The organism is Planococcus rifietoensis, assembly GCF_001465795.2.
Taxonomy (GTDB): domain Bacteria; phylum Bacillota; class Bacilli; order Bacillales_A; family Planococcaceae; genus Planococcus; species Planococcus rifietoensis.
The window spans coordinates 869,189-892,775 of record NZ_CP013659.2; the positions used below are offsets into that span (position 1 = coordinate 869,189).

General features: G+C 43.6%; 17 protein-coding genes and 1 other RNA gene. 14 read left to right on the top strand and 4 right to left on the bottom strand.

Annotated elements, in window-relative coordinates:
• Nucleotides 1-333 precede the first annotated feature (333 nt).
• The 12 genes from eno to AUC31_RS04215 all read left to right on the top strand — a co-directional run bounded on the left by eno (nt 334) and on the right by AUC31_RS04215 (nt 16,767).
• On the top strand, nt 334-1,629 hold the full coding sequence (eno, locus tag AUC31_RS04160) for a phosphopyruvate hydratase (protein ID WP_058381241.1): 1,296 nt from the start codon (nt 334-336) through the stop codon (nt 1,627-1,629).
• A gap of 768 nt (nt 1,630-2,397) precedes the next feature.
• A complete protein-coding gene (gene secG, locus AUC31_RS04165) occupies nt 2,398-2,625 on the top strand; it encodes a preprotein translocase subunit SecG (RefSeq protein WP_058381240.1) in 228 nt (75 codons plus the stop codon).
• A 107-nt stretch (nt 2,626-2,732) separates the two neighbouring features.
• Entirely contained in the window at nt 2,733-3,479 is a 747-nt protein-coding gene (locus AUC31_RS04170) for an alpha/beta hydrolase (protein WP_058381239.1), read from the top strand.
• Between the two features lie 71 nt (nt 3,480-3,550).
• On the top strand, nt 3,551-5,824 hold the full coding sequence (rnr, locus tag AUC31_RS04175) for a ribonuclease R (protein ID WP_058383667.1): 2,274 nt from the start codon (nt 3,551-3,553) through the stop codon (nt 5,822-5,824).
• 48 nt (nt 5,825-5,872) lie between these two features.
• Nucleotides 5,873-6,337 (top strand): SsrA-binding protein SmpB, encoded by a 465-nt coding sequence (smpB, locus tag AUC31_RS04180; RefSeq protein WP_058381238.1) that lies wholly within the window; start codon nt 5,873-5,875, stop codon nt 6,335-6,337.
• Nucleotides 6,338-6,416: 79 nt separating this feature from the next.
• Nucleotides 6,417-6,771, top strand: a transfer-messenger RNA (tmRNA) gene (gene ssrA, locus AUC31_RS04185).
• 312 nt (nt 6,772-7,083) lie between these two features.
• Nucleotides 7,084-9,090, top strand: a complete 2,007-nt coding sequence (locus AUC31_RS04190) for a type I restriction-modification system subunit M (protein WP_058381237.1) — start codon at nt 7,084-7,086, stop codon at nt 9,088-9,090.
• Entirely contained in the window at nt 9,087-10,427 is a 1,341-nt protein-coding gene (locus AUC31_RS04195; RefSeq protein ID WP_058381236.1) for a restriction endonuclease subunit S, read from the top strand. Before AUC31_RS04190 ends, AUC31_RS04195 begins: the two co-directional genes overlap by 4 nt.
• Nucleotides 10,428-10,441: 14 nt before the next feature.
• A complete protein-coding gene (locus AUC31_RS04200) occupies nt 10,442-13,429 on the top strand; it encodes a type I restriction endonuclease subunit R (protein ID WP_058381235.1) in 2,988 nt (995 codons plus the stop codon).
• A gap of 32 nt (nt 13,430-13,461) precedes the next feature.
• Nucleotides 13,462-14,013 carry a hypothetical protein gene (locus AUC31_RS04205; protein ID WP_058381234.1) on the top strand — a complete coding sequence of 184 codons (552 nt, stop codon included), beginning with the start codon at nt 13,462-13,464 and terminating at the stop codon, nt 14,011-14,013.
• Between the two features lie 3 nt (nt 14,014-14,016).
• Nucleotides 14,017-14,841 carry a hypothetical protein gene (locus tag AUC31_RS04210; RefSeq protein ID WP_058381233.1) on the top strand — a complete coding sequence of 275 codons (825 nt, stop codon included), beginning with the start codon at nt 14,017-14,019 and terminating at the stop codon, nt 14,839-14,841.
• Nucleotides 14,842-14,985: 144 nt separating this feature from the next.
• Nucleotides 14,986-16,767: a ComEC/Rec2 family competence protein gene (locus AUC31_RS04215; protein ID WP_058381232.1), complete on the top strand. Its 1,782-nt coding sequence runs from the start codon at nt 14,986-14,988 to the stop codon at nt 16,765-16,767.
• Nucleotides 16,768-17,153: 386 nt separating this feature from the next.
• On the opposite strand, the gene AUC31_RS04220 is transcribed toward AUC31_RS04215, so the two are convergent.
• Entirely contained in the window at nt 17,154-18,626 is a 1,473-nt protein-coding gene (locus AUC31_RS04220; protein ID WP_058381231.1) for an aldehyde dehydrogenase family protein, read from the bottom strand.
• A 23-nt stretch (nt 18,627-18,649) separates the two neighbouring features.
• Nucleotides 18,650-19,390, bottom strand: a complete 741-nt coding sequence (locus AUC31_RS04225) for an SDR family oxidoreductase (protein ID WP_058381230.1) — start codon at nt 19,388-19,390, stop codon at nt 18,650-18,652.
• A 395-nt stretch (nt 19,391-19,785) separates the two neighbouring features.
• Between AUC31_RS04225 and AUC31_RS04230 the strand changes: the two genes are divergently transcribed.
• Both AUC31_RS04230 and AUC31_RS04235 read left to right on the top strand, forming a co-directional pair.
• Nucleotides 19,786-21,282: a glycine betaine uptake BCCT transporter gene (locus AUC31_RS04230; RefSeq protein WP_058381229.1), complete on the top strand. Its 1,497-nt coding sequence runs from the start codon at nt 19,786-19,788 to the stop codon at nt 21,280-21,282.
• A 388-nt stretch (nt 21,283-21,670) separates the two neighbouring features.
• Nucleotides 21,671-22,549: a 5'-3' exonuclease gene (locus tag AUC31_RS04235; protein WP_058381228.1), complete on the top strand. Its 879-nt coding sequence runs from the start codon at nt 21,671-21,673 to the stop codon at nt 22,547-22,549.
• On the opposite strand, the gene AUC31_RS04240 is transcribed toward AUC31_RS04235, so the two are convergent.
• Nucleotides 22,542-23,060: a C39 family peptidase gene (locus tag AUC31_RS04240; RefSeq protein WP_058381227.1), complete on the bottom strand. Its 519-nt coding sequence runs from the start codon at nt 23,058-23,060 to the stop codon at nt 22,542-22,544. The genes AUC31_RS04235 and AUC31_RS04240 overlap by 8 nt on opposite strands.
• A gap of 24 nt (nt 23,061-23,084) precedes the next feature.
• Entirely contained in the window at nt 23,085-23,543 is a 459-nt protein-coding gene (locus AUC31_RS04245; protein ID WP_058381226.1) for an STAS domain-containing protein, read from the bottom strand.
• Between the last annotated feature and the right edge of the window lie 44 nt (nt 23,544-23,587).

Sequence of the window (23,587 nt, forward strand, 5' to 3'; positions counted from 1 at the left end):
GGCGGACGCTTTCCGTGGGCACGGCCTCAGCCGCTTCCCTCGCTTACGCTCAGTCCAGGGTCTTCAGCTCGTGCTGTTCCCGCAGGAAACGAATCGTGCAAAGCACGATTCGTTTGCGACGCAGAAGCGCAGCGATGCAGGAGCATATCTTTGCTCTTCGCCGCCTTACACTCTTTCATCTGTCCTACTCAATGCAACTGTTTTGTGGAATATCATTTGTATTGAAATAATATGGATAAAACTTATTATTAACTCATAAAGTTTAAAATCTGCACATTTCGAATAATTTATAAACGAAATTGAACAAACCATTTGAAAAGGGAGCTGTTGACATTGCCAATTATTACACACATCCAAGCACGCGAAGTACTCGATTCTAGAGGGAACCCAACTGTTGAAGTTGAGGTATTCACAGAAAGCGGCGCATTCGGCCGTGCGATCGTGCCATCTGGCGCATCTACTGGAGAACACGAAGCGGTTGAACTTCGCGATGGCGATAAGAGCCGTTACCTTGGTAAAGGCGTCCTTAAAGCAGTGGATCACGTAAACAACGAGATCGCTGATGAGTTGGAAGAAAACTATTCAGTACTTGATCAAGTATCCATCGACCAAGCGTTGATCGAACTTGACGGAACTGAAAACAAAGGCCGTCTTGGCGCAAACGCGATTCTTGGCGTTTCCATGGCAGTTGCCCATGCAGCAGCGAACTATTTGGACTTGCCTCTTTACCAATACCTTGGCGGATTCAACGCCAAGCAATTGCCGGTACCGATGATGAACATCCTTAACGGCGGTGAGCACGCGGATAACAATGTCGACATCCAGGAATTCATGGTAATGCCAGTAGGCGCTGAATCTTTCCGCCATGCGCTTCGCATGGGTGCAGAAATCTTCCACAACTTGAAAACTGTACTGAAAGACAAAGGCTATAACACATCTGTAGGCGACGAAGGCGGATTCGCACCGAACCTTGGCTCGAACGAAGAAGCGCTTGAGACGATCATGGTTGCGATCGAAAAAGCCGGCTTCAAGCCAGGCCAAGACGTCTTGCTCGCAATGGACGTAGCTGCTTCTGAAATCTACGACAAAGAAAAAGGCGTTTATACATTGGCTGGGGATAACACTGTCAAGACTTCCGCTGAAATGGTCGACTGGTATGAAGAGTTGGCAAATAAATACCCGATCGTCTCTATTGAAGATGGATTGGACGAGAATGACTGGGATGGCTTTAAGCTATTGACAGAACGTATCGGCGATAAAGTACAGCTGGTCGGAGATGACTTGTTTGTTACGAACACGAAGAAATTGGCGCAAGGCATCGAGCAAGGCATCGGCAACTCGATCCTGATCAAAGTAAACCAAATCGGTACATTGACAGAAACATTCGATGCAATCGAAATGGCGAAGCGCGCAGGCTACACAGCGGTCATCTCCCACCGTTCAGGCGAGTCGGAAGATGTAACGATTGCAGACATCGCAGTCGCGACAAACGCAGGACAAATTAAAACAGGCGCACCGTCACGTACAGACCGCGTAGCGAAATACAACCAATTGCTTCGCATCGAAGACCAATTGCACGACACAGCGAAATACTTGGGCGTTAAGACTTTCTATAACTTGAAGAAATAATAGTGAATAGGTGAGGAAGAGCTGCCGGAGATTTTTTCCGGCAGCTTTTCTGTTAGAATGTGTGAGCAAGATAGAGCTTGCTTAGTGTAAGTTGTCTGAAGCTGATTTATGAATCATTGTAAAAAGCTTACGCTTCAGGGGCATGCTTGCCGAGGGGCGGGCGTCGAGCCCTTATGGCTACGCCATATAGGTCTCGCCTGTCCCGCGCAGTCCCTCCGGCGTCAGCCCCTTGCGCTCCAGCTTTGAAAAATTTCTATAAAAACTGGGCTTTGCTCATAGACTTTCTAATAAATATCGGGTGTTAATCAGAACGGAGCAAAATAGCGCAGAACCCCTTACTGCTCCTGCAGCGCTTCGCACTGCATCGCAAAGAATTAGCCTCGTTCATGTCGGCTAATTCTTGCCTGCGGGAAAGCGAGACAGATGAGACCCTGGACTGAGCAAAGCGAGGGAAGCGGCTCAGCGCTCGCCCCCGGCAAATGTATAGGCGAAGTAAAGCTAAGCCTACACATTTGCGATGCTCGAGCTTCTCGAGAGTAGAGCAAGCTTTTGTTGCAGCTATTTTGCGGAGTGAAGTTTAAATGCAATCTTACTTTCCGCTCTACTAGATAAAGCAACTGTTCCTCACCAACAAATTCAAAAAAGAATGAACAGAAAAAGATGAAATGGTCTAAACTATTTGTATTTTTTAGGGGCTCTATTGCTTGAGGTTTCAATTTTTGGTAAACTAGAGTTTGTTGTGAAGGTTCTTTTCAGGAGGTGGTATTTATGCATACATTGTTAATGACATTACTTCTTATCGTCTCGATCGCTTTGATTGTTGTCGTTCTATTGCAATCAGGGAAAAGTGCAGGCCTTTCAGGAGCCATCTCCGGTGGAGCAGAGCAACTTTTCGGCAAGCAAAAAGCCCGTGGGTTGGATCTTGTCCTACACCGGGTGACGATCGTCCTTGCTGCCTTATTCTTTATTCTGGCTATCGCCGTAACGAAAGTATAATGTAGAGCACATCGCCTGACCATTTAGTGGTTGGGCGTTTTCTTTTAGGGGAAATTGGGCACTGGCCTATATAATATAGTAAGTAAATTTAGTTGGAGGGAACTTTTATGCGCATTTCACAACCGAAACCATTCTTCTTTGAGCAAGGGCCGCGTGCAGTTCTGTTATTGCACGGCTTTACCGGAAATTCCGCAGATGTCCGGATGCTCGGGCGATTCTTGGAAACAAAAGGCTACACAAGCATTGCGCCGCATTATGCAGGGCATGGCGTGGCGCCGGAGAAGCTGGTGGAGACAGGCCCCGTAGATTGGTGGAAAGACGTCGAACAGGCGTATCAAACACTGGTCGACAAGGGATACCAGGAGATTGCGGTGGCCGGCTTGTCGCTCGGCGGCGTATTCAGCTTGAAACTAGGGTATACAAAGCCTATCAAGGGCATTGTGACGATGTGTGCGCCGATGCACATGAAATCTACCGACCTGATGTACCAGGGCGTTTTGGAGTATGCCCGTGAATACAAGAAATATGAAGGAAAAGATGATAAGCTTATCGAAGAAGAGATGAAGAAGTTCGAGGAAAAGCCGATGGAAACACTCGCTGAACTGCGTGAGTTGATCGGTGAAGTACGGAATAACGTCGATCATGTCTATGCACCGCTTTTCGTCGTCCAAGGCTCATTGGACAAAGTTATCAATACAGAGTCTGCGAACATTATCCACGACGAAGCGGAGTCGACTGACAAGCGCATCAAATGGTACGAGAAATCGGGCCATGTCATCACGCTGGATCAGGAGAAAAAGCAATTGCATGAAGATATATATGAGTTTCTCGAATCGCTCGACTGGAGCGTGTGAGACGGTCTCAAAAGGAGGAGTTAGGATTGGACAAGAATGAACAGTCATTGGATCAACGTTTATTGGCCTTTATGCGCGAAGAAGCATACAAGCCATTAACGGTGACAGAAATTGAAGAACAGTTCGGCTTTGAAGACGCCGACGAATTTAAGGAATTGGTGAAGACGCTCGTCAAGCTCGAGGAAAAAGGCGAATTGGTGCGTTCACGTTCGAATCGCTACGGTGTGCCGGATCGCATGAACTTGATGCGTGGCAAATTCATCGGCCACGCCAAAGGCTTCGGCTTTTTTGCGCCTGAAGAAGCAGGCCTCGACGATGTCTTTATCCCGCCGAATGAAGTGAACGGAGCGGTAAACGGCGACACAGTCATGATCCGTGTTTCTGAAGGGTCATCTGGAGACCGCCGCGAAGGATCCGTCATCCGCATCTTGGAACGCGGCACAACGAAAGTCGTCGGCACGTTCCAGGCGAACAAAGGCTTTGGCTTTGTCGTCACGGATGACAAGAAAATGAATATGGATATCTTTATTGCGAAAGACGATACACTCGGTGCCGTCGACGGCCATAAAGTCGTCGTCGAAATCACCGGCTGGCCGGAAGGGCGTTTGTCCGCAACGGGCATGGTTACACAAGTGCTCGGGCATAAAAACGACCCAGGCGTCGATATTTTGTCGATTATCCATAAATACGGCATCGAGGTAGAATTCCCGCAGGATGTGCTGGACCAGGCAAATGCTGTGCCGGACCAAATCGATCCCGAAGACCTGAATGACCGCCGTGATTTGCGCGATGAGCAGATTGTGACGATCGATGGGGCGGATGCGAAAGATTTGGATGATGCTATTCAAGTCAAGAAGTTTGATGATGGCACATACAAACTCGGCGTCCATATTGCAGACGTCAGCCATTACGTCACAGAAGGCTCACCGATCGACCGTGAAGCTTATGACCGGGCGACGAGTATTTACTTGACGGACCGCGTCATTCCGATGATTCCGCACCGCTTGTCGAACGGTATCTGCTCGCTCAACCCGCAAGTTGACCGTCTGACCTTGTCTTGTGAAATGATTTTCAACGACAAAGGAGAAGTGTTGTCCCACGATATTTTCCAGAGCGTCATCAACACATCGGCACGCATGACCTATACAGATGTATATGAAATTCTTGAAAAAGACAATCAGGAATTGAAAGAACAATACGCTGAACTGGTTCCGATGTTCGAATTGATGAAAGAACTTTCAGCTGTCTTGCATCAGCGCCGCATGACACGTGGAGCGATCGATTTCGACTTTAAAGAGTCCAAAGTAATTGTGGACGATGAAGGTTACCCGATTGATATCGTTGTTCGTGAGCGCACAGTTGCTGAGCGTTTGATCGAAGAATTCATGCTCGCAGCGAATGAAACCGTCGCAGAACACTTCCATCGCATGGATGTGCCGTCCCTATACCGCATTCACGAAGAGCCGAAAACGGAAAAATTGCAGCGCTTTTTCGAATTCATTACGAATTTCGGTATTACCGTTAAAGGTTCTGGGGATGAAGTTTCTCCAAAGGCTTTGCAGGAAATCATCGAATCTATCGCAGGCAAGCCTGAAGAGCCAGTCGTGTCGACGATGATGTTGCGCTCTATGCAACAGGCGAAATATTCTTCACATAGCCTTGGCCATTTCGGTTTATCGACGGAATTCTATACGCATTTCACGTCGCCGATCCGCCGCTATCCGGATTTGATCATCCATCGTCTGATCCGCACGTATTTGATTGAAAAAGACTTGTCGAAAAAGACAATTCGCCATTGGGAAGCGGAAATGGATGATATCGCAACTCACACATCTGACCGTGAACGACGTGCAGTGGAAGCGGAGCGCGATACGGATGCACTGAAGAAAACACAGTACATGGCAGATAAAGTCGGAGAAGAATTCGACGGCATAGTCTCATCTGTGACGAACTTCGGCATGTTTGTCGAGCTGCCGAATACCATTGAAGGTTTGGTCCACGTGTCCAACTTGACGGATGATTATTATCAATTTGATGACCGTCAGATGATGATGATCGGCGAACGAACCAAGCGCCAGTTCCGCATCGGTGATGAAGTCAAAGTACGGGTTATCGGTGTCAAACCGGAAGAGTCATCCATCGACTTTGAAATCGTCGGCATGACGCAAAATACGCGCCGCAGTTCGCGCAAAGAAACCCCGAAAGTGATTCGCAGCGGCCGTAATGGCGATAAGCCAAGAGACGGCAAAAAACGTGGCGAAGGCGGGGCAGACCGCAAGCCGAAAAACAAGAAAAAGTTTTATGAAAAGCCTGCCAAACAGCAAGGCCGCAACAAGAAGAAATAAAAAAAGCGGCCGCGTGCCGCTTTTTCCAACAGTTTGAGGTGAACAGAAATGGCCAAAGGAGAAGGCAAAGTAATTGCCCAGAATAAAAAAGCGGGATTCGATTTTGCGATTGAAGAAACGATCGAAGCGGGGATTGTCCTGCTCGGTACGGAGATCAAATCCGCCAGAAGCGGCAAAGTGCAGATCAAAGATGCATTTGTCCGCATCCGGAACGGGGAAGCGTGGATTTCCAATATGCACATCTCGCCGTATGAACAGGGCAACCAGTTTAACCACGACCCGCTGCGCTCGCGCAAGCTCTTGCTTCATAAAAAGCAGATCAACGAACTGGTCGGCAAATCGAAAGTCGAAGGGGCAGCAATTGTCCCGCTCAAGATGTATTTGAAAGACGGATATGCCAAAGTGCTGCTCGGCGTCGGTAAAGGGAAGAAGAAATACGACAAGCGCGAAGACTTGAAGAAGAAAGACGCGAAGCGTGCTATCGACCGCGCGCTCAAAGAGAGAAGCCGTTAAACTTGAACTCTGACATGTTTTGTCCTATACTGGTAACAGTACACCGAAGCTAAACCACTTCCGTGTTCTCTTTTAATGAGGGGACGTTACGGATTCGACAGGGATGGTTCGAGCTTGGGTTGCGCGTCGGAGGATCGGCTCCGTCATCAACGTAACTTATAACAACTGGCAAAACTAACAACAACCTAGCATTCGCAGCGTAAGCTCGGATCTGCTTTATGTAACCATCGCCCATGTGGCTGCATAGAGCTCACTTTTAGTGGGATACGGCAGTCAGTGCCGTTTGAGCTGACTGCAAGAGATTCTCGAACTAGCCCTCATGACGCCTGCTTGTCGGCAGATTGAGCGGCGAAACTCCAATAGATAAGCTACACGCGTAGATGCTCAAGTAACGGAGTCTCTGGACGCGGGTTCGACTCCCGCCGTCTCCATAGAATTTTATGGAGTTAAAAAAACGCCAAAATCCTTCGATAGGATTTTGGCGTTTTTTGTTGTTTTTAAAACGCTGAGTTCCGTTTCGGCGGACGCTTTCCGCGGACGAAGCGCTGAGCCTCCTCGTCGCAAGCTCCTGCGGGGTCTCATCACTCCGTTCTTCCGCAGGAGTCGCCGCCTGCACTTCACTCAGCTGGATATTATTCAAATATAAAGTTGAGGTAAGTTTCCATTCAATGGATAGGGCATTACAATTCCGTAGCTCTTCTACTATAATGAAAGCATGAAGAATATGAATTTAAAGGAGAAAACTAATGAATAACTTTCAAAATAAAGTAAGTTTTATCTGGTCGATTGCGGAAGTCTTGCGCGGACCATACAAGCCTGAGGATTACGGAAAAGTCATACTGCCGCTGGCAGTGTTGCGCCGTTTCGATAGTGTCTTAGCTGATACAAAAGAAGAGTTGTTGGCGAATTTCGAAAAATATAAATCATTGAATGAAGATGCACGTGAACCGATCTTGAATCGGGTGGCGAAACAAACTTTCCATAATACAAGCAAGTATGATTTTGGGAAGTTGCTGACGGACTCAGATAACATAGCTGAGAATTTGCGTGACTACATAAACGGTTTTTCCAAAACAGCACGTGACATCATGGAGCATTTTGATTTCGATCGCCAAATCGATAAGATGGAGCAAAATGAACTTTTGTATCTCACCATTAAGCGCTTTAGCGAACTGGACTTGCACCCGTCTATCGTTTCGAACGTGGAAATGGGTTATATCTTTGAAGAATTGATCCGCCGTTTCAATGAGAATGCAGAAGCAGGGGATCACTATACGCCACGCGAAGTTGTACGCTTGATGGTCGGCTTATTGTTTAATGAAACAGCAGACTTAACCAAACCGGGAATTACTCAAACTTTATATGATTGTGCGGCAGGAACAGGGGGCATGGGGTCCGTAGCACAGGAATATTTAAAAGAGCTAAATGATACGGCAGATTTGGAGTTCTTTGCACAGGAAATCAATGCGGAATCCTATGCAATTTGTAAAGCTGATATTCTTATTAAAGGCGAAGATGCCCGCAATATCCGGAATGGCAATACATTGACGGATGATCAATTCAAAGGCCAGCATTTTGACTACCTCATTTCTAATCCGCCATACGGGGTTGACTGGAAACAATGGGAAAAGAAAATCAAAGGTGAACACCAAGACCAAGGATTTGACGGCAGATTTGGGCCAGGCACTCCGCGGACGAGTGATGGACAGTTGTTGTTTTTAATGCATCTCGTTTCCAAAATGAAACCAGTAACTGTGGAAAATCCACAAGGTTCCCGTTTGGCGATCATTATGAACGGGTCACCGTTGTTTACAGGTGATGCAGGATCAGGGGAGAGTGAAATCCGCCGCTATGTACTAGAAAATGATTTAGTAGAAGGCATTGTGGCCATGCCAAATGACCTTTTCTATAACACCGGAATTTCAACCTATATTTGGATACTTACCAATAACAAAGCACCGATTCATCGAGGAAAAGTTGTTTTAGTGAATGCAGTCGACTTCTCGAAAAAGATGAAGAAAAGTTTGGGGAGTAAACGCAACGAAATCACACAGGACCAAATTGATGAAATCATGCGCCTCTACGGCAGTTTTCAGGAAGGAGAATTCGTCAAAGTCTTCGATAATGAGGATTTTGGCTACCGTAAAATAACCGTAGAGCGCCCGCTACGCTTGAATTTCAAATTCAGTGAAGAACGTATTGGAAGAGTGATTGAAGAAAAAGGCTTTATGAATTTAGCTTCTTCGAAGAAAAAAGACGATAAAGGCTTAGCGGAAGTGGAAGCAGGGAAAAAGCTGCAAACGCAAATCATTGAGGTATTGCGAAGTTTCGAGAGTGAAGTGCTTTATAAGAATCGCGAAGAGGTTACGAAAATGTTAAAGGATACTTTTAAAGATGCCAATATCACAATCGGTGCCCCGGTGTTGAATGCAGTGCTTGTAGGACTAGCTGAAAAAGATGAAACTGCGGATATTTGCATGAAGAACAAAAAAGATCCTGAACCGGATGCGTATTTTCGAGATACGGAAATCGTGCCGCTTAAAGAAAATGTCGAAGAGTATTTTGCAAGAGAAGCCTTGCCGCACGTGCCAGATGCGTGGATTGATCATTCCAAAACGAAAATAGGCTATGAAATTCCTTTTACCCGTCAGTTCTACAAATATACTCAGCTTCGGAGCTCTGTAGAAATTATGAAAGAAATTAAAGTTTTAGAAGCGGAGATTGCTGAACAGTTAAAGAAGGTGATGGAATGAAAAGAAAGTATTCAAGTTATAAAAAAACTGAGTTAGATTGGCTAAGTGAAATTCCAGAGCATTGGACATATGGTGGGCTAACTAAATTTTTAGAAAGCATAGTCGATTATAGAGGGAAAACTCCTGAAAAGGTAGAGAAGGGTATCTTTTTAGTTACGGCAAGAAATATCAAAAACGGAACTATTGATTATAAAGTATCTGAAGAATTCGTGAAAATAGAAGAATACGAAGAAATTATGCGACGTGGTAAGCCAGAACTTGGCGATGTTATCTTTACTACAGAAGCACCTTTAGGAGAAGTTGCAAATGTGGATGATATTAATATAGCTTTAGCCCAAAGAGTTATAAAATTTCGTGGACAAAATGATGTTCTAAACAATTTCTATTTGAAATACTGGATTCTTTCCCATTATTTTCAAGAAAATTTAAAAACTTTTGCTACTGGATCTACAGCAGCAGGAATCAAAGCGAGTAAACTATCTAGCTTACAAGTTCTTGTTCCGTCGATTAAAGAGCAAAAGTCCATAGTAAAATATTTAGACCTAGAAAATATTAAAATCAGTGAAATGATCAAATTAAAAACTAAACTAATTAATTTATTGATTGAGAAGAGACAATCCATCATCACGGAAGTTATCACGAAAGGCTTAAACCCGGATGTGAAAGTGAAAGAGTCGGGTGTGGAGTGGATTGGAGAGATCCCTGAAAAATGGGATTTAAAAAAAATAAAATATACAACTTATGCTAAAGGAAGAATTGGTTGGCAAGGGTTAAAATCTGAAGAATTTATTGATGAGGGCCCATATTTAGTAACAGGCACTGATTTCAAAGACGGACAAATTGATTGGAGTAAATGTTATAGAATTTCGCAAGAAAGGTATGAACAAGCTCCTGAAATTCAGTTAAAAAAGGGAGATTTATTAATTACTAAAGATGGGACAATTGGAAAGTTAGCTTTGATTGATAGTTTACCGGGAAAAGCATCTTTGAATAGCCATTTATTGGTTATGAGACCTGAAAGGAATTCATACCTAACTAAGTATCTTTATTGGTATTTAAAAAGTGATGTTTTTAATAAGTATATTGAATTAACAAAAACAGGAACTACTTTTTATGGAATTTCTCAGGACAGTATTGAAAGGTTTATTTTTTCTTGTCCTTCTCGAGATGAACAAGAAAGTATAGTGGCTTTCTTAGAGCAAAAAATAGCACAAATCGACTCATTAGTTATTTCTATTAAATCTCAAATACTGAAGATAGACCAATATCGCCAATCTCTAATTTGCGAAGCTGTCACAGGAAAAATCGATGTCAGAGAGATGGTGTCAGAAAAATAAGAGGGGGTAATCGAATGAGGATGGATGTGTCAGAGACAGGATTTGAGGCGAATATAGAGATTTCATTAGTGGAAGCTGGGTATAAGAGGAGGAATCTTACGGGAGAGGCTCGTCAAAAGTTTGAAAATCATGCGCTGGATGTCGAAGAGTTATTCGCTTTTCTGGAGGACACGCAACCGAAGCGCATGCGGACTTTGGAGAGGATATACGGAGCTGATTATAAACAGAAAGTGCTTAACCGGATACTGGATCAACTCAAAAAGCGGGGGCTGCTTGAGTGTGTGCGGAAAGGAATAAAAGATCGTGGAGTGACACTCGACCTGGCATATAACAAACCGCCGACGACGATGAACCGTTCACTTTATGAAAAGTATGAGAAAAACCGTTTTGCTGTCAGCCGTCAAGTGTATTATTCGAATGATAACCAGAACTCGCTTGATATGGTGCTGTTTTTGAACGGCTTGCCGCTGGTCGTTATGGAATTGAAAAACCCGTTGACCGGCCAGACGGTGGAGCATGCCAAAAAGCAATTCCGAAAAGACCGCAATCCAAAGGAAACGCTTTTCAAGTCGAACTCCCGGGCAATCGTTTATTTAGCGGTCGATCCGGATGAAGTGTTCATGACGACAGAACTCAAAGGCAATGCTACTTATTTCTTACCATTCAACCGGGGGAATAACGGCGGAAAAGGAAATCCTGTCGGTTATGATACATATCGGACCAGCTATTTGTGGGAAAGGGTGCTAACGCCTGATAGTCTCTTGGATTTGGTATACCGCTTTGTCTTTGTGAAAAAAGACGATATCGTCGACTCTAACGGAGATGTGATCGCTGAGCGTCAGATGCTTATTTTCCCGCGCTACCACCAATTGGACGTAGTGCGGAAAATAGAAAAAGACGTCGAAGAAAAATCAGTTGGCACGAATTACTTGGTCCAACATAGTGCAGGATCAGGCAAGACGAATTCCATCTCATGGCTGGCCCACCGTTTAGCAAAACTACACGATGAAGAAAACGAAGCTGTCTTTAGCAGTGTCATCGTCATCACGGACCGCCGTGTGCTCGATAAACAATTGCAGGATGCGGTTTATCAGCTGGAACATAAATCAGGCATGGTGGAGCGGATCGATAAAGATTCAAGTCAACTGGCAGATGCTATCAACAGTGAGACGCGGATTATCATCACGACTTTGCAGAAATTCCCGTTCATTATGGAAAAGGTCGCAGATTTGGATCGGAAGAAATACGCGGTCATCATTGATGAAGCGCATTCTTCGCAAGGCGGTAAAGCTTCTGCGGCATTGACCAATATATTATCCGATAAAACTTTAGAAGATGCTTACGAGGAAGACCGTCTGGCGGAGGAATCATTGGAGGATACAGAAGAGAAAATCATCGAAACGATTTTAAAAAGCGGCAAGCAAGACAATGTATCTTTCTTTGCATTTACAGCGACTCCTAAACCAAAGACCTTGGAGAAGTTTGGCACAATGGGTGCGGACGGCAAGCCGAGAGCTTTCCATCAATACACGATGCGGCAGGCAATTGAAGAAGGGTTCATCCACGATGTGCTGGAAAACTACACAACTTATAAAACCTTCTATAAGATAGCCAAAGACGTGGACGAAGACCCGGTTGTTTCCAAGAAGCAAGCGACCAAAAAACTGGCGCAATATGTGTCCTTGCACCCACATAATATCGCGCAAAAAACGGAGATTATTGTGGAGCATTACCGCAATTTCACCCGCCATAAAATCGGCGGCCGTGCCAAGGCGATGGTGGTTACTGCGAGCCGGCTGCATGCAGTCCGCTATAAACTCGCTTTCGACAAATACATCAAAGCGCAAAATTACACGGACCTACAGACCATTGTTGCGTTTTCCGGAACGGTGAATGATGGGGAAGTGCCATATACAGAGCCCGAGATGAATGGATTTTCAGAAAAGGAACTGCCTGAGAAATTCCACTCAGATGATTATAAAGTGTTGCTAGTTGCGGAAAAATACCAAACCGGCTTTGACGAGCCACTCCTGCACACAATGTATGTCGATAAGCCATTGAGTGGCATCAAGGCAGTTCAGACCTTATCCCGTTTGAACCGGACATGCCCAGGGAAAGACGATACGTTCATCTTGGATTTCGTAAACGATCCTGATGAGATCCAAGCTTCTTTTCAGCCTTATTACGAAGCAACGATTCTATCGGAAACAACCGATCCGAATTTGTTGTATGATTTACAGGCAGAAATCGATCCGTATCAAGTGTATACAGAAGAAGAAGTGGCAGCCGTCAACGAATTGGAAGTTGTCACTGGATTAAAGAAATCTACAAAAGCTCAGATTGAATTGAACGCATGGATTGATAAAGGGGTAGAACGTTATAAAAAATTGTCTGAAGAAGAACAGGAAACGTTCAAAAGCACAGCGACGAAATTCATTCGTACCTATGGGTTCGTTTTGCAAATCGTGACCTTTATCGATGTGGATCTTCATAAGTTGTATATTTACCTAACGTACTTGCTTCGCAAGCTTCCTCGAAAAGGTACTGATAAAGATATGTATTTGGCCGATAATGTTGCATTGCAATATTACCGGAACCAAAAAGTGTTCGAAGGCAGTATTGAACTAGAGAAGACAGGCGGAGAAGAAATTAATCCCCAAAAGCACGGTGCAGGGGGCGCAACTGAAGACGAAAAAGTCCAGCTGTCCTCAATTCTAGACAAGATTAATGAACGCTTCGGCACCGATTTTTCGGAGACGGATTTCTTGTCACGTGAACAAGTGAAAGAGGACATGATGGCCAGCGAAGACATCATGCGAAAAGCTCAGAACAATACCTTGGATAATTTCAAGTTCTCGTTCGAAAAATCGTTTATGGACTTTGTCATAGATCGTATTAGCAGTAATGAGAAATTCTTCATGAAGATTCTTGAAGATGAAGAGTTTAAGACGATTATTATGGAAGATATGATGAATGAGATTTTTAGTGAAATGAATAGCTAATGGTTTATAAATTTCTCGGATGAGGTGAAGAAATGTTACTGCTTTATAGAATTTTATTAACCATTAGTTCTACTTCACTGTTTGTTGTAATCTATCTGATTAAATCTCATGTCACATACGATTTCGGAGAAGGGATTAATTCTGAGCTAATATCATATATTGGATATTTTAGTGCAGTGATAATTTTGAATTTACTCTCCCTCTTTATGATTAGGTTTTTAGAAAGTTCAAGTCTACAATCCCAAACAAAAGAAAAAAATATGCTTATTGAAATTGAAATGGCTAATCATACATTTCTTCCCACATACTTAGGTTATTTTTTTGTAGCGTTAAGTATAGAAAGTTCAGACTGGATTGTATTTGGTTTTATTTACTCTATAGTTTTTATTTTCACCTTCTTTTCCCAAACGAATTATTTTAATCCTCTTTTTATTCTTATGGGGTATCAATTTTATTACGTAACTACTATGAATAATATTAAAGTATTTCTAATTACTAAAAAGTTGATGAAAAATCCCGTAGTACACAAATTCAATAATCTAAAAAGAATTAATGATTTTACTTTTATAGATAGGGAGAGATAAGCAATGAGTGATCTAATGGTAAAGCTAAAAGGTGATCAAGATTACAAGAAAGTATTAAATCTAGATAATGACACTGCTTTATTTCCTTCTTATGATATTACTTATACTACTGAATATGATCCTAAATATATCTTGGAGGAAGAAGAATATTTTACATTAACTCATTTTTCTCAGAAGCCTTATTTCATAGATATATTGGAACGTGAGTTTAGTGATGTTGAATATAATACTTTAACTGAAATCAATGAATCGAAGATTGAGTATATCTTCTGGATAGACAAATTAAAATATTATTTTCAAAGGGTAACTCCAAGTCAAATAGTCGAGAGAAAGATTATAAGTCTTAAAAGAAATAAGCTTATTCAAGATGGTCCTAGTTTAGTTATTAAAGATGAGGCTGATGCTTTCTATAATAGAGAAAGTGATACTTTATATTTTAGAAACTTAAATGCAATAAAAAGTATATTTCCAGGAATTGATTTTTTATTTAGGGAGGCAACAAAAGAAGAAGTAGAGGACTTTCTGGGGCAAGATTTTATTAAATTGGATAGTGACTATGGGGTAGATTCTGTAAAAACATATAATCGAAAACGGATAGGATTAGTTTCTGATCTATTGTATCAAATGGATAAAGATCAATTGGATAGTACTTTGGATTACGTTCGGAAGTACTGTGAGGATTTGAAGTTTGATACAGAAGAGCAAAAGTTTATTTTAGAATCAGAAGGTGACTTAAAATCTCTCGTGTTTGGTATTGATCAAAGATTCTATACCACTGAAGTGAGCGGAGAGAAAAGATTAGCAAATTCAGTTACAAAGATAGTTTAAATGTTCTTTAACACTTACTTAATTTATTCATGTTGAATGCCCTCTTCTGGCAAACATTAGATGTTTAGTGGTTAGGAAATTCTATATAATTTATAATTCATGAACTTAACATTTATTCACTACATTGGTAAGAAGGGAGAAAAGATGTTACAAAACATATTTATCTCAACATCTTTAGATCATACTAGAGAAACTTTAGATATAGATTATTCTGGAAAGAATATAATACTTCTAATGAATGAAGTGAACAAAAAGCCGGGATTCTTGTATATTTATAATGACCCCCAAAATAAATTATATATAGCCAAAATTAAAACTATGAGCACAGAAGATCCGAACGATTACAGCTTTTTGAAAGTAAAGGCTGGAGAGCACTTTGTATTTATAAAGTACCATATGAATTTTAGAACTTTTTCGGCCGATGTTTTGAAATACTTATACGCACGCAAAAATATTGATAAAATTGGAAACGTTGAAAAGTCAATTTTCAATACATTTAAAAGATTTAAATTCTCTTTTTCGCGACCAATTTTTAATGAGGAAGGATTTCAACAAAAATTTAAAAAACTAGAAGATTTATTACATGAAAACGATTTAGCAAATCATATTCTATTCGAAGGATTAATTATCCCCCCGGCAACTGAAAATTTCAAAACCTATGCTATTTTGGTTGAGGAAGATGGGGAATACTTCTTAACCCTAACTAATGAAAAAATGATAGATTTCGACTCACAATACATAAGTAGAGATTACTCGCATGATATGCCTTCGTACAGACCTTATTTTTATGATTTTTTTCCGGATAAAAACCTAATGTTGGAGTATAGACTTTCTAATTACAACGACGGAGTGTACGAAGTTGAGTTAATGTCGTATGAGGATGAAAGAGATAAGGATAGAGAATCTATAATGGGTGAAGTTGTTTTTAGTGCCTCGCCTATAAAGTCAGTCCCCGCCTATATAAAATCACTTAATAAAATTCAAGATCCTGAGATTACAAAGCGCATAGAAGGAATAAAAAATTCAACTAAAAATGAAATAGATACTGAAAAAGACAATTCTGATATAGAGAAAAAAATCATAAGCAATTTGGTTCCTCACAAAGGAAATCTTGAAAATGAATTAATAGTATATAGTGTAGGACAAGGCAATTGGTCTAAAATAAATTTCACAAATAATATTACTAAAAAAAATATGTTGAGTATAATTTTCGATATAGGAATAGGTATTAAACCATCCAAAAATATTGATGAGATTGCAAAAGATGCCGCTAATGAACTGAGAGAGAATTATATATTTATGCTTTCTCACTGGGATCAAGATCATATAAAAGGTATAGTTCATCTTGAAGAACAACAATTTGAGAAACTTTGGATAGTTCCCGCTTTACCCGATGATAATATAAGCATGGGTGCATTAAGGTTAGCAGCATTCCTTTATTACAATCCGGCTATTGAAAGTATATTTGTGGATGATAAATTTAACAACCAGGTTATTATCGACAATGACTATTTAATGCTTGGAAAAGGTGAAGGACAGAACATAGGCTTCAATGCTACTAGAGGTGGAAAGCAAGTAAAAACTAGTTATAACAACAAAAATAACCTTGGATTAATATTAGCGATAAAAAATAATGATCAGAAAGTTTTGCTGACAGGTGACTGTGAATATATTCAATTTCCAGATGCTTTTATAAATGTTGAATACGATTTTCTTGTTGCGTCACATCACGGTGCCAAAACAAATATAGCAAATTTAAAAGATTTTGGCTTTCTCGATGTTAAAAAAGGAACTCCAGCAATAGTTTGTGTCGGAGAAAATACAGACTATCCTTGTTGTAAGCACGTTGATATGATACAAAACTTAGGATATATAATGGAAGAAACAAGTAATTTAAAAAGCCATCCATTTAAATATGTATTTTAATAATTCAATTCTAATGGAGTGAAATTGAACAACTATTTTTTAAAATGCTTATAAAAACATGTGAAGTCTATACACAAAATTTCTCTCTACATGTTTTATAATTCTGTTTATCAAAATAGATTTGACAAATCTTTCCGTTTGATTGATTTAGAAGTGTATTCAAGGATGTAAGATAATCTAGTTGCTTTCTTAAGATGCGATTCTTCATCTGAATACTCGTTACACATTTAGTTGTGAAATTTCATGGTAATTGGTTATAAAAACCTCTCAAATAATGAATTTGCGAAATATTATGAGAAATAATTTAGGGCAATAAACTATTCGAAAATCGTCAGTATGATATAAAAGCCGGCAGCTCCTATAAGAGGAGCTGCCGGTTTCACATTTTATTTCTTCGTATTATCCACAAATGCCCCGTACTGTCTGCGCTGATGTTGCACAGACAACCATTTCAAGGTAGTGAATTCCTCGAGCACCCATTCACCGTTAAAGCGGCCGAGGCCAGAGTCTTTTTCGCCCCCGAATGGCATATGCGCTTCGTCGTTGACTGATTGGTCGTTGACGTGGATCATGCCTGTCTCGATTTGGTGTGCGATGTTCGTGCCGTGTTCGATATTCGCGGAATGCACGGCTCCGCTCAAACCGAACGGGTATTTATTGGCTTGTTCGATGACTTCCTCATCACTTTCAAACGGAATGAGAATGGCGACAGGGCCGAAGATTTCGTTTTCTGCAAGCGGCATGTCGTTGGTAACGCCGGTTAAGACTGTAGGCTGGAGGACATTGCCGTCCGCTTTGCCGCCAAGGCGGATCTTCGCGCCTTGTTCGACAGTGGCGTCAATGTCTTTTAGGATACGGTCGACTTGGTCGCGGTTGATAAGCGGCCCGACTTGCGTATCTGCTTCTGCAGGGTTGCCGTATTTCAACTTGCCGGCGCGTTCAATGAACTGCTCAGCAAATTCGTCGTAAATATCCTTGTGGACGAAAATGCGGTTGATGGACATACAAATCTGGCCTTGATGATAGAATTTGCCGAACAGGGCAGACTCGACTGCCTGGTCGATATCAGCATCTTCAAGGACGATGAAATTATTATTGCCCCCAAGTTCCAAAGCGGTTTTCTTCAATGCACCGCCAGCCAGTTCGCCGATATGTTTGCCGACAGGCGTCGAGCCTGTGAACGAAATCAAACGCGGCGTTGGGTGGGTGACGATGTCGTCACCAATTTCAGAACCGCGGCCGACGACAACATTGAGCAATCCTTTAGGTAGACCAGCTGCTTCGAACAGGCTCGCGAACAAGAGCCCGCCAGTGACAGGTGTATCGGTCGCCGGTTTGATGACGACGGCATTGCCAGTGGCAAGTGCCGGCGCGATAGAGCGGATCGCCAAGTGGAACGGGAAGTTCCATGGGCTGATGATGCCGATGACGCCAAGCGGGTTGCGGTAGACGCGGTTTTCTTTGCCCGGCTGTTGGGAAGGCATGATTTTTCCTTCCATGCGGAACGGGAAAGTCGCCGCTTCTTTCAAGATGTTCATCGAGGCGCCGAATTCGACCGTCGCTTTGATCTTCGTGCTGCCGGCTTCTTTGATGAGCCATTCGATGATCAATTCTTTGTTTTCCTTCATGACTTCGATGGCTTTTTCCATGACGGCTTGTTTCGCTTGCGGCAATTCCTTCGCCCACTCAAGCTGGGCGGTTTCTGCTGCTTTATAAGCGGCGTCCAAATCGTTCTTATCGGCTGCTTGTGTGGTGACCAGTTCTTCGCCGGTGAACGGATTGGTGTTTTTCATTTGGCTATCGCTGGACCCGGAAGTCCATTCGCCGTTTATAAAAATCTTGGAAAAATCGGTTTTCATTCGAATCGTCTCCATTCTTTTTCTTAAGGCTGTTGTCTCGGGCGGATCAAGATTTCGTTAACGTCGACATATGTCGGCTGTTCCACCGCATAACCGATAGCATTCGCGATATCTTCCGCCTGCAGCGGTTCCATCGATTCGGACATGCTCTTGAAGCTGTCGAGCACATCATCATCCGTGATGGTATCTGTCAACTCTGTTGCAACTGCACCCGGCGATACGATGGTCACGCGGATTTCATGTGATGGGTCGATCTCTTGGCGCAGCCCGTCTGAAATGGCGCGCACGGCATATTTCGTGCCGCTATATACGGCGCTGCCTTTCATAACCTGATGGCCTGCCACAGAGGAAACGTTCAAGATGTGGCCGGATTTCTGTTCTTCCATGATTGGAAGAACAGCTGCGATGCCGTAAAGGACGCCTTTAATATTAACGTCGACCATCTGGTCCCATTCATCGAGTTTCAGCTTATTCATATAGGACAATGGCATAAGCCCGGCGTTATTGACGAGGATGTCAATTTTTCCAGTTTTCTCTAATGCCGCTTGCGCCAGTGATTTCATTTCGTCGGCTGAGGTGACGTCGGTTACTTTATAATCCGCGCTTCCGCCTTCAGCTTCGATTTCCTTTTTCAGTTCCACTAGACGCTCTTCGCGCCGTGCAGCGAGCATGACGTGGTAGCCTCTTGCTGCCAGTTCCTTTGCAGTAGCTTGACCGATACCACTGCTTGCCCCTGTAATGATTGCGGTATTTTTCTGTGTCATATCTATTCAGCTCCAGTTCTGTTTTAAGTGATGGCGAAAATGTCCTGAAATAAAGACATCTTATTTCCTTACCCGCATTAACGGCCTTTCTAAACAAACGATGCTTGAGCACAATTAAATCCCTTGCTGTCAAAGCGCAGGAGTAGATTGAATGAGCTGTAATTCTATATAATCAAAAGAATAGAGTAAAAGAATTAAAGCCCAAAGTCTTTCAAGTTAATTCAGTCCATTCTCGTAGGCAATTGGTCTTATTTTCCATTGTTTCATTCCACAGGGTGATGGGTATTTGATATTGAACCTAAGCGCTTTAGTTGATACATAATTCAGACAGTTGACAAGCGCGCTAATGTTCCGTAGCGTTATATCTTGTGAAGAAATTCAAAGGAGGAGACTATATGAAGAAAGTAACAAACGTGTTTTGGATCGCGATTGTTCTAATTGCTTTGGCAGTTGGCTACGGTGCGCTTGCTCCAGAACATTTTGCGGAAGTTACCGGCAATATGGAATCATTCCTGACTACTTCGTTCGGTTGGTATTATTTATTGATCGTTTCAGTAATGGTTCTGTTTTGCCTGTACTTCCTTGTCAGCCCAATGGGACAAATTCGCTTAGGTAAAGACACGGACAAGCCGGAATACTCATTTGCAACATGGATTGCGATGCTGTTTTCAGCGGGCATGGGTATCGGGCTCGTATTCTGGGGTGCGGCAGAGCCGCTTTCGCATTTCGCGATCGACCCGGCGACAGCTGAGCCGGGATCTCAGGAAGCGTTCCGGGAATCCATGCGTTTTACATTTTTCCACTGGGGCATCCATGCCTGGTCGATTTACGCAGTAGTTGCGTTATCGCTGGCATACTTCCAATTCCGTAAAGGTGAGCCAGGGCTCATTTCCTCAACGCTTCGCCCATTGTTCGGCGACCGTATGAAAGGCCCTTGGGGTGTTCTTGTTGATGTTATCGCCGTATTCGCAACAGCGGTCGGCGTAGCAACGACACTTGGCTTCGGTGCTATTCAAATCAACGGAGGGCTCGCGTATTTGTTTGACGGCATTCCAGGAGATAGCCTGATCACGCAAATCATCATCATCGCAGTTGTCACTGTGCTGTTCATGGCATCGTCTTGGTCAGGCATCAGCAAAGGGATCAAGTATTTGTCAAATACCAATATGGTACTTGCGATTACATTGCTGATCTTGGTTATCATTCTCGGGCCGACCTTGTTAATTTTCAATATGTTCACCGATTCACTCGGTAACTATTTCCAGAACTTGATCAATATGAGTTTCCGTGCAGCTCCGATTGACGGGGAAAATCGTTCATGGATCGATGGCTGGACCATCTTCTATTGGGCTTGGTGGATTTCTTGGTCACCGTTCGTCGGGATTTTCATCGCCCGCGTTTCCAAAGGCCGGACTATTCGTGAATTCCTGTTTGGCGTCTTGCTTATTCCGACGTTTATCAGCTTTATCTGGTTCGCAGCATTTGGTACAACGGCAATCGATGTGCAAAGCAGCGGCGTCGATTTGACTGGATTGTTGACAGAAGAAACGTTGTTTGCGGTGTTCAATGAATTGCCGCTTGGCATGTTGTTGTCGGTTGTGGCAGTGTTGCTCATTTCGACCTTCTTCATCACATCTGCTGACTCGGCGACGTTTGTTCTCGGCATGCAAAGCTCAAACGGATCTTTAGATCCAGCGAATGCCGTGAAGCTGACATGGGGGATTGCGCAATCGACTATCGCGGTCATCCTGCTCTTTGCAGGCGGACTCGGATCCTTGCAGACGGCGTTAATCATCGCCGCCTTCCCGTTCTCGTTCATCATGCTATTGATGATGGCGTCGTTCTATAAAGCCTTGAACCTTGAATACAAAGCAATCAAGCGCAAACGATAAGCTATTAAAAGATGCTGAACTAGAGGATAGCTCTCCATATGTAAAAGTGGGCAAAAGCTCATCCTGTATAAAAAATTCAGTGAACTGTCTAGGTGTTTGGAGAAGCGTTTGCTTGACTCCTGTGGGATCAGCGGGTTTGAGAGACCCCGGCAGGCAATGATTAGGCGAAGCGTCGCTGAGTCTAATCATTTGCAACGCATCTGCTATGCAGATGTGAGAGCAAAAAGGTTTCGAAGCGGTTGAGGAGGCTCGATTCCCGCCCCACGGAAAGCAAGCAAGTAGCTTCGGAAAACACAGAACGAAAAGGGTGCCGGAAGTCCGGCACCCTTTTTCTATGGAAAGTCGCGTATAATTAATAAAGGAAATCGTGTTGAATGGAGGGATTTTTGTGGAAAAACCACATATTATGCTTGTAGACGGAATGGCGGTATTGTTCCGTTCGTATTTTGCAACAGCAGGCGTCGGGCAGTTTTTTCGTACAGAAAGCGGACTTGCCACAAACGGCGTACAAGGATTTGCACGCCACGTACTCACCGCAAAATCGTTGATGAAGCCGACCCATATCGCCGTATGCTGGGATATGGGCGCGCATACGTTCCGCACAGACATGTTCGACGGCTATAAAGCAAACCGGCCGGCACCGCCTGAAGATATGGTGCATCAATTCGACCAGGCGCGTGAAGTGTCTGAGCTTCTCGGGTGGAAAAATTACGGCGAGAAAGGCATCGAAGCGGATGATTTTATCGGCTCGTTTACAAAAAAATGGCCGGACGAGGCGGATTATACGATCATCACCGGCGATAAAGACATGCTTCAGCTATTGAACCCGTCGGTCAAGATCGCTTTTATGAAAAAAGGCTTCCATATCTATGATCTCTACACCGAAACGCGATTCGGCGAAGAGTATGGCATCTTGCCGGAGCAATTTGCCGATGTGAAAGCGTTCATGGGCGACCCGAGCGACGGCTATCCAGGCGTCAAAGGCATCGGCCCGAAGACAGCCCTCCAGTTGATCCAGCGCTACGGTTCGGTCGAAGGCGTCTTAGATCACCTCGAGGAACTGAAGCCGGCACAGAAAAAGAAAATCGAAGAGCATCAAGACATGCTCGCGCTATCGAAAAAGCTGGCGGTCATCAAAGATGACCTCCAGCTCGATGTGGCACTCGAGGAAATTGCAGTGCCGGATTATTCTGCTGAGTTGGTAAGGTTATTCGACGAGCGGGAATTCCGCCTGCTCGCCAGATTATTGGAAAAGTCCTTCATTTAGTTCTGAAAACCGGTGAAATCTGGATGAAACTTAATACACTTCGGTTCTCCCGGAACGACACCGCCCGCAGCTTGCTCGGGCGGTTTTTTTGTCCGTTATCGTGAATGAACAGCAATAAATCATCAGCGGTCTCTTCATAGCCGATGAGTGGGACCCAGTGGTATGCGAAGGTTGTTTTTTGGCACCAGCGCAAAGAAAAATAACGGTCGAATTTCACAGCGAGCGGATAACCGGCATCCAGCTGTTGTTTAATCTGTTCGATCGAGCGAACCCGCTTGATGTCATACCGCGGTCCGGCTAGTTTCTTCAATCGCCGAATCAGGCAAAAAGCGTTCAATCCGATCGGCGTCGCCCCGAGCCATTTATATAGCGGCCCGATACCTGGCGCCACGCCTTCATGGTAGCGAAGAATGGAGGCAGCGGTGACCGGCCCGCACGCAGAAGTTCGGTAGGCGGCCGGTATATGTTCGGCGTATTGGTTCATGGCTTGAAAAGGCAGCAGCACTTTCATGTTGCATCCTCCTTCTAAAACGGGTCAGCGCAGTTTGGCTTCTCGTTCATCGAGCAAAGTCTGCAAGGCACTGCGGAAGGTCGTATAGACTTCCAAATCGACATGAATGCCTGCATGAACTATTTCCCTGACGAAGCGAGGGTTAAAGCCGACATAAATGCCGCGCAAGCCCATCAATTTCAAGGCGCTGTTCAATTGGGTCAGTTCGAGTGCGAGTTCATTGAAGTCGAATGACTGGACGTCTTGCATCGTTACACCTGTGAAGTCGAAGACCACTTGTTCTGTGTCGCGATGGCCATCGGCATAATCAAGCACTTTCGTCCGGATCGTCTCGAAGCGGTCGCGGAAGATGTATCCGGCGATCGGCACGAGAATCGTGTTCGGGACAATCGATGGGATGATCGGTGCCGACATATTATAAATGACGTCTTGGTAATACGCCACGAGGTCTTGCAATTCCTTGATTTCTTGTTGTGGATCCATTTCGGCACCTCTGCTTTTTATTATTCGTAAATGTTTTGGGCTTC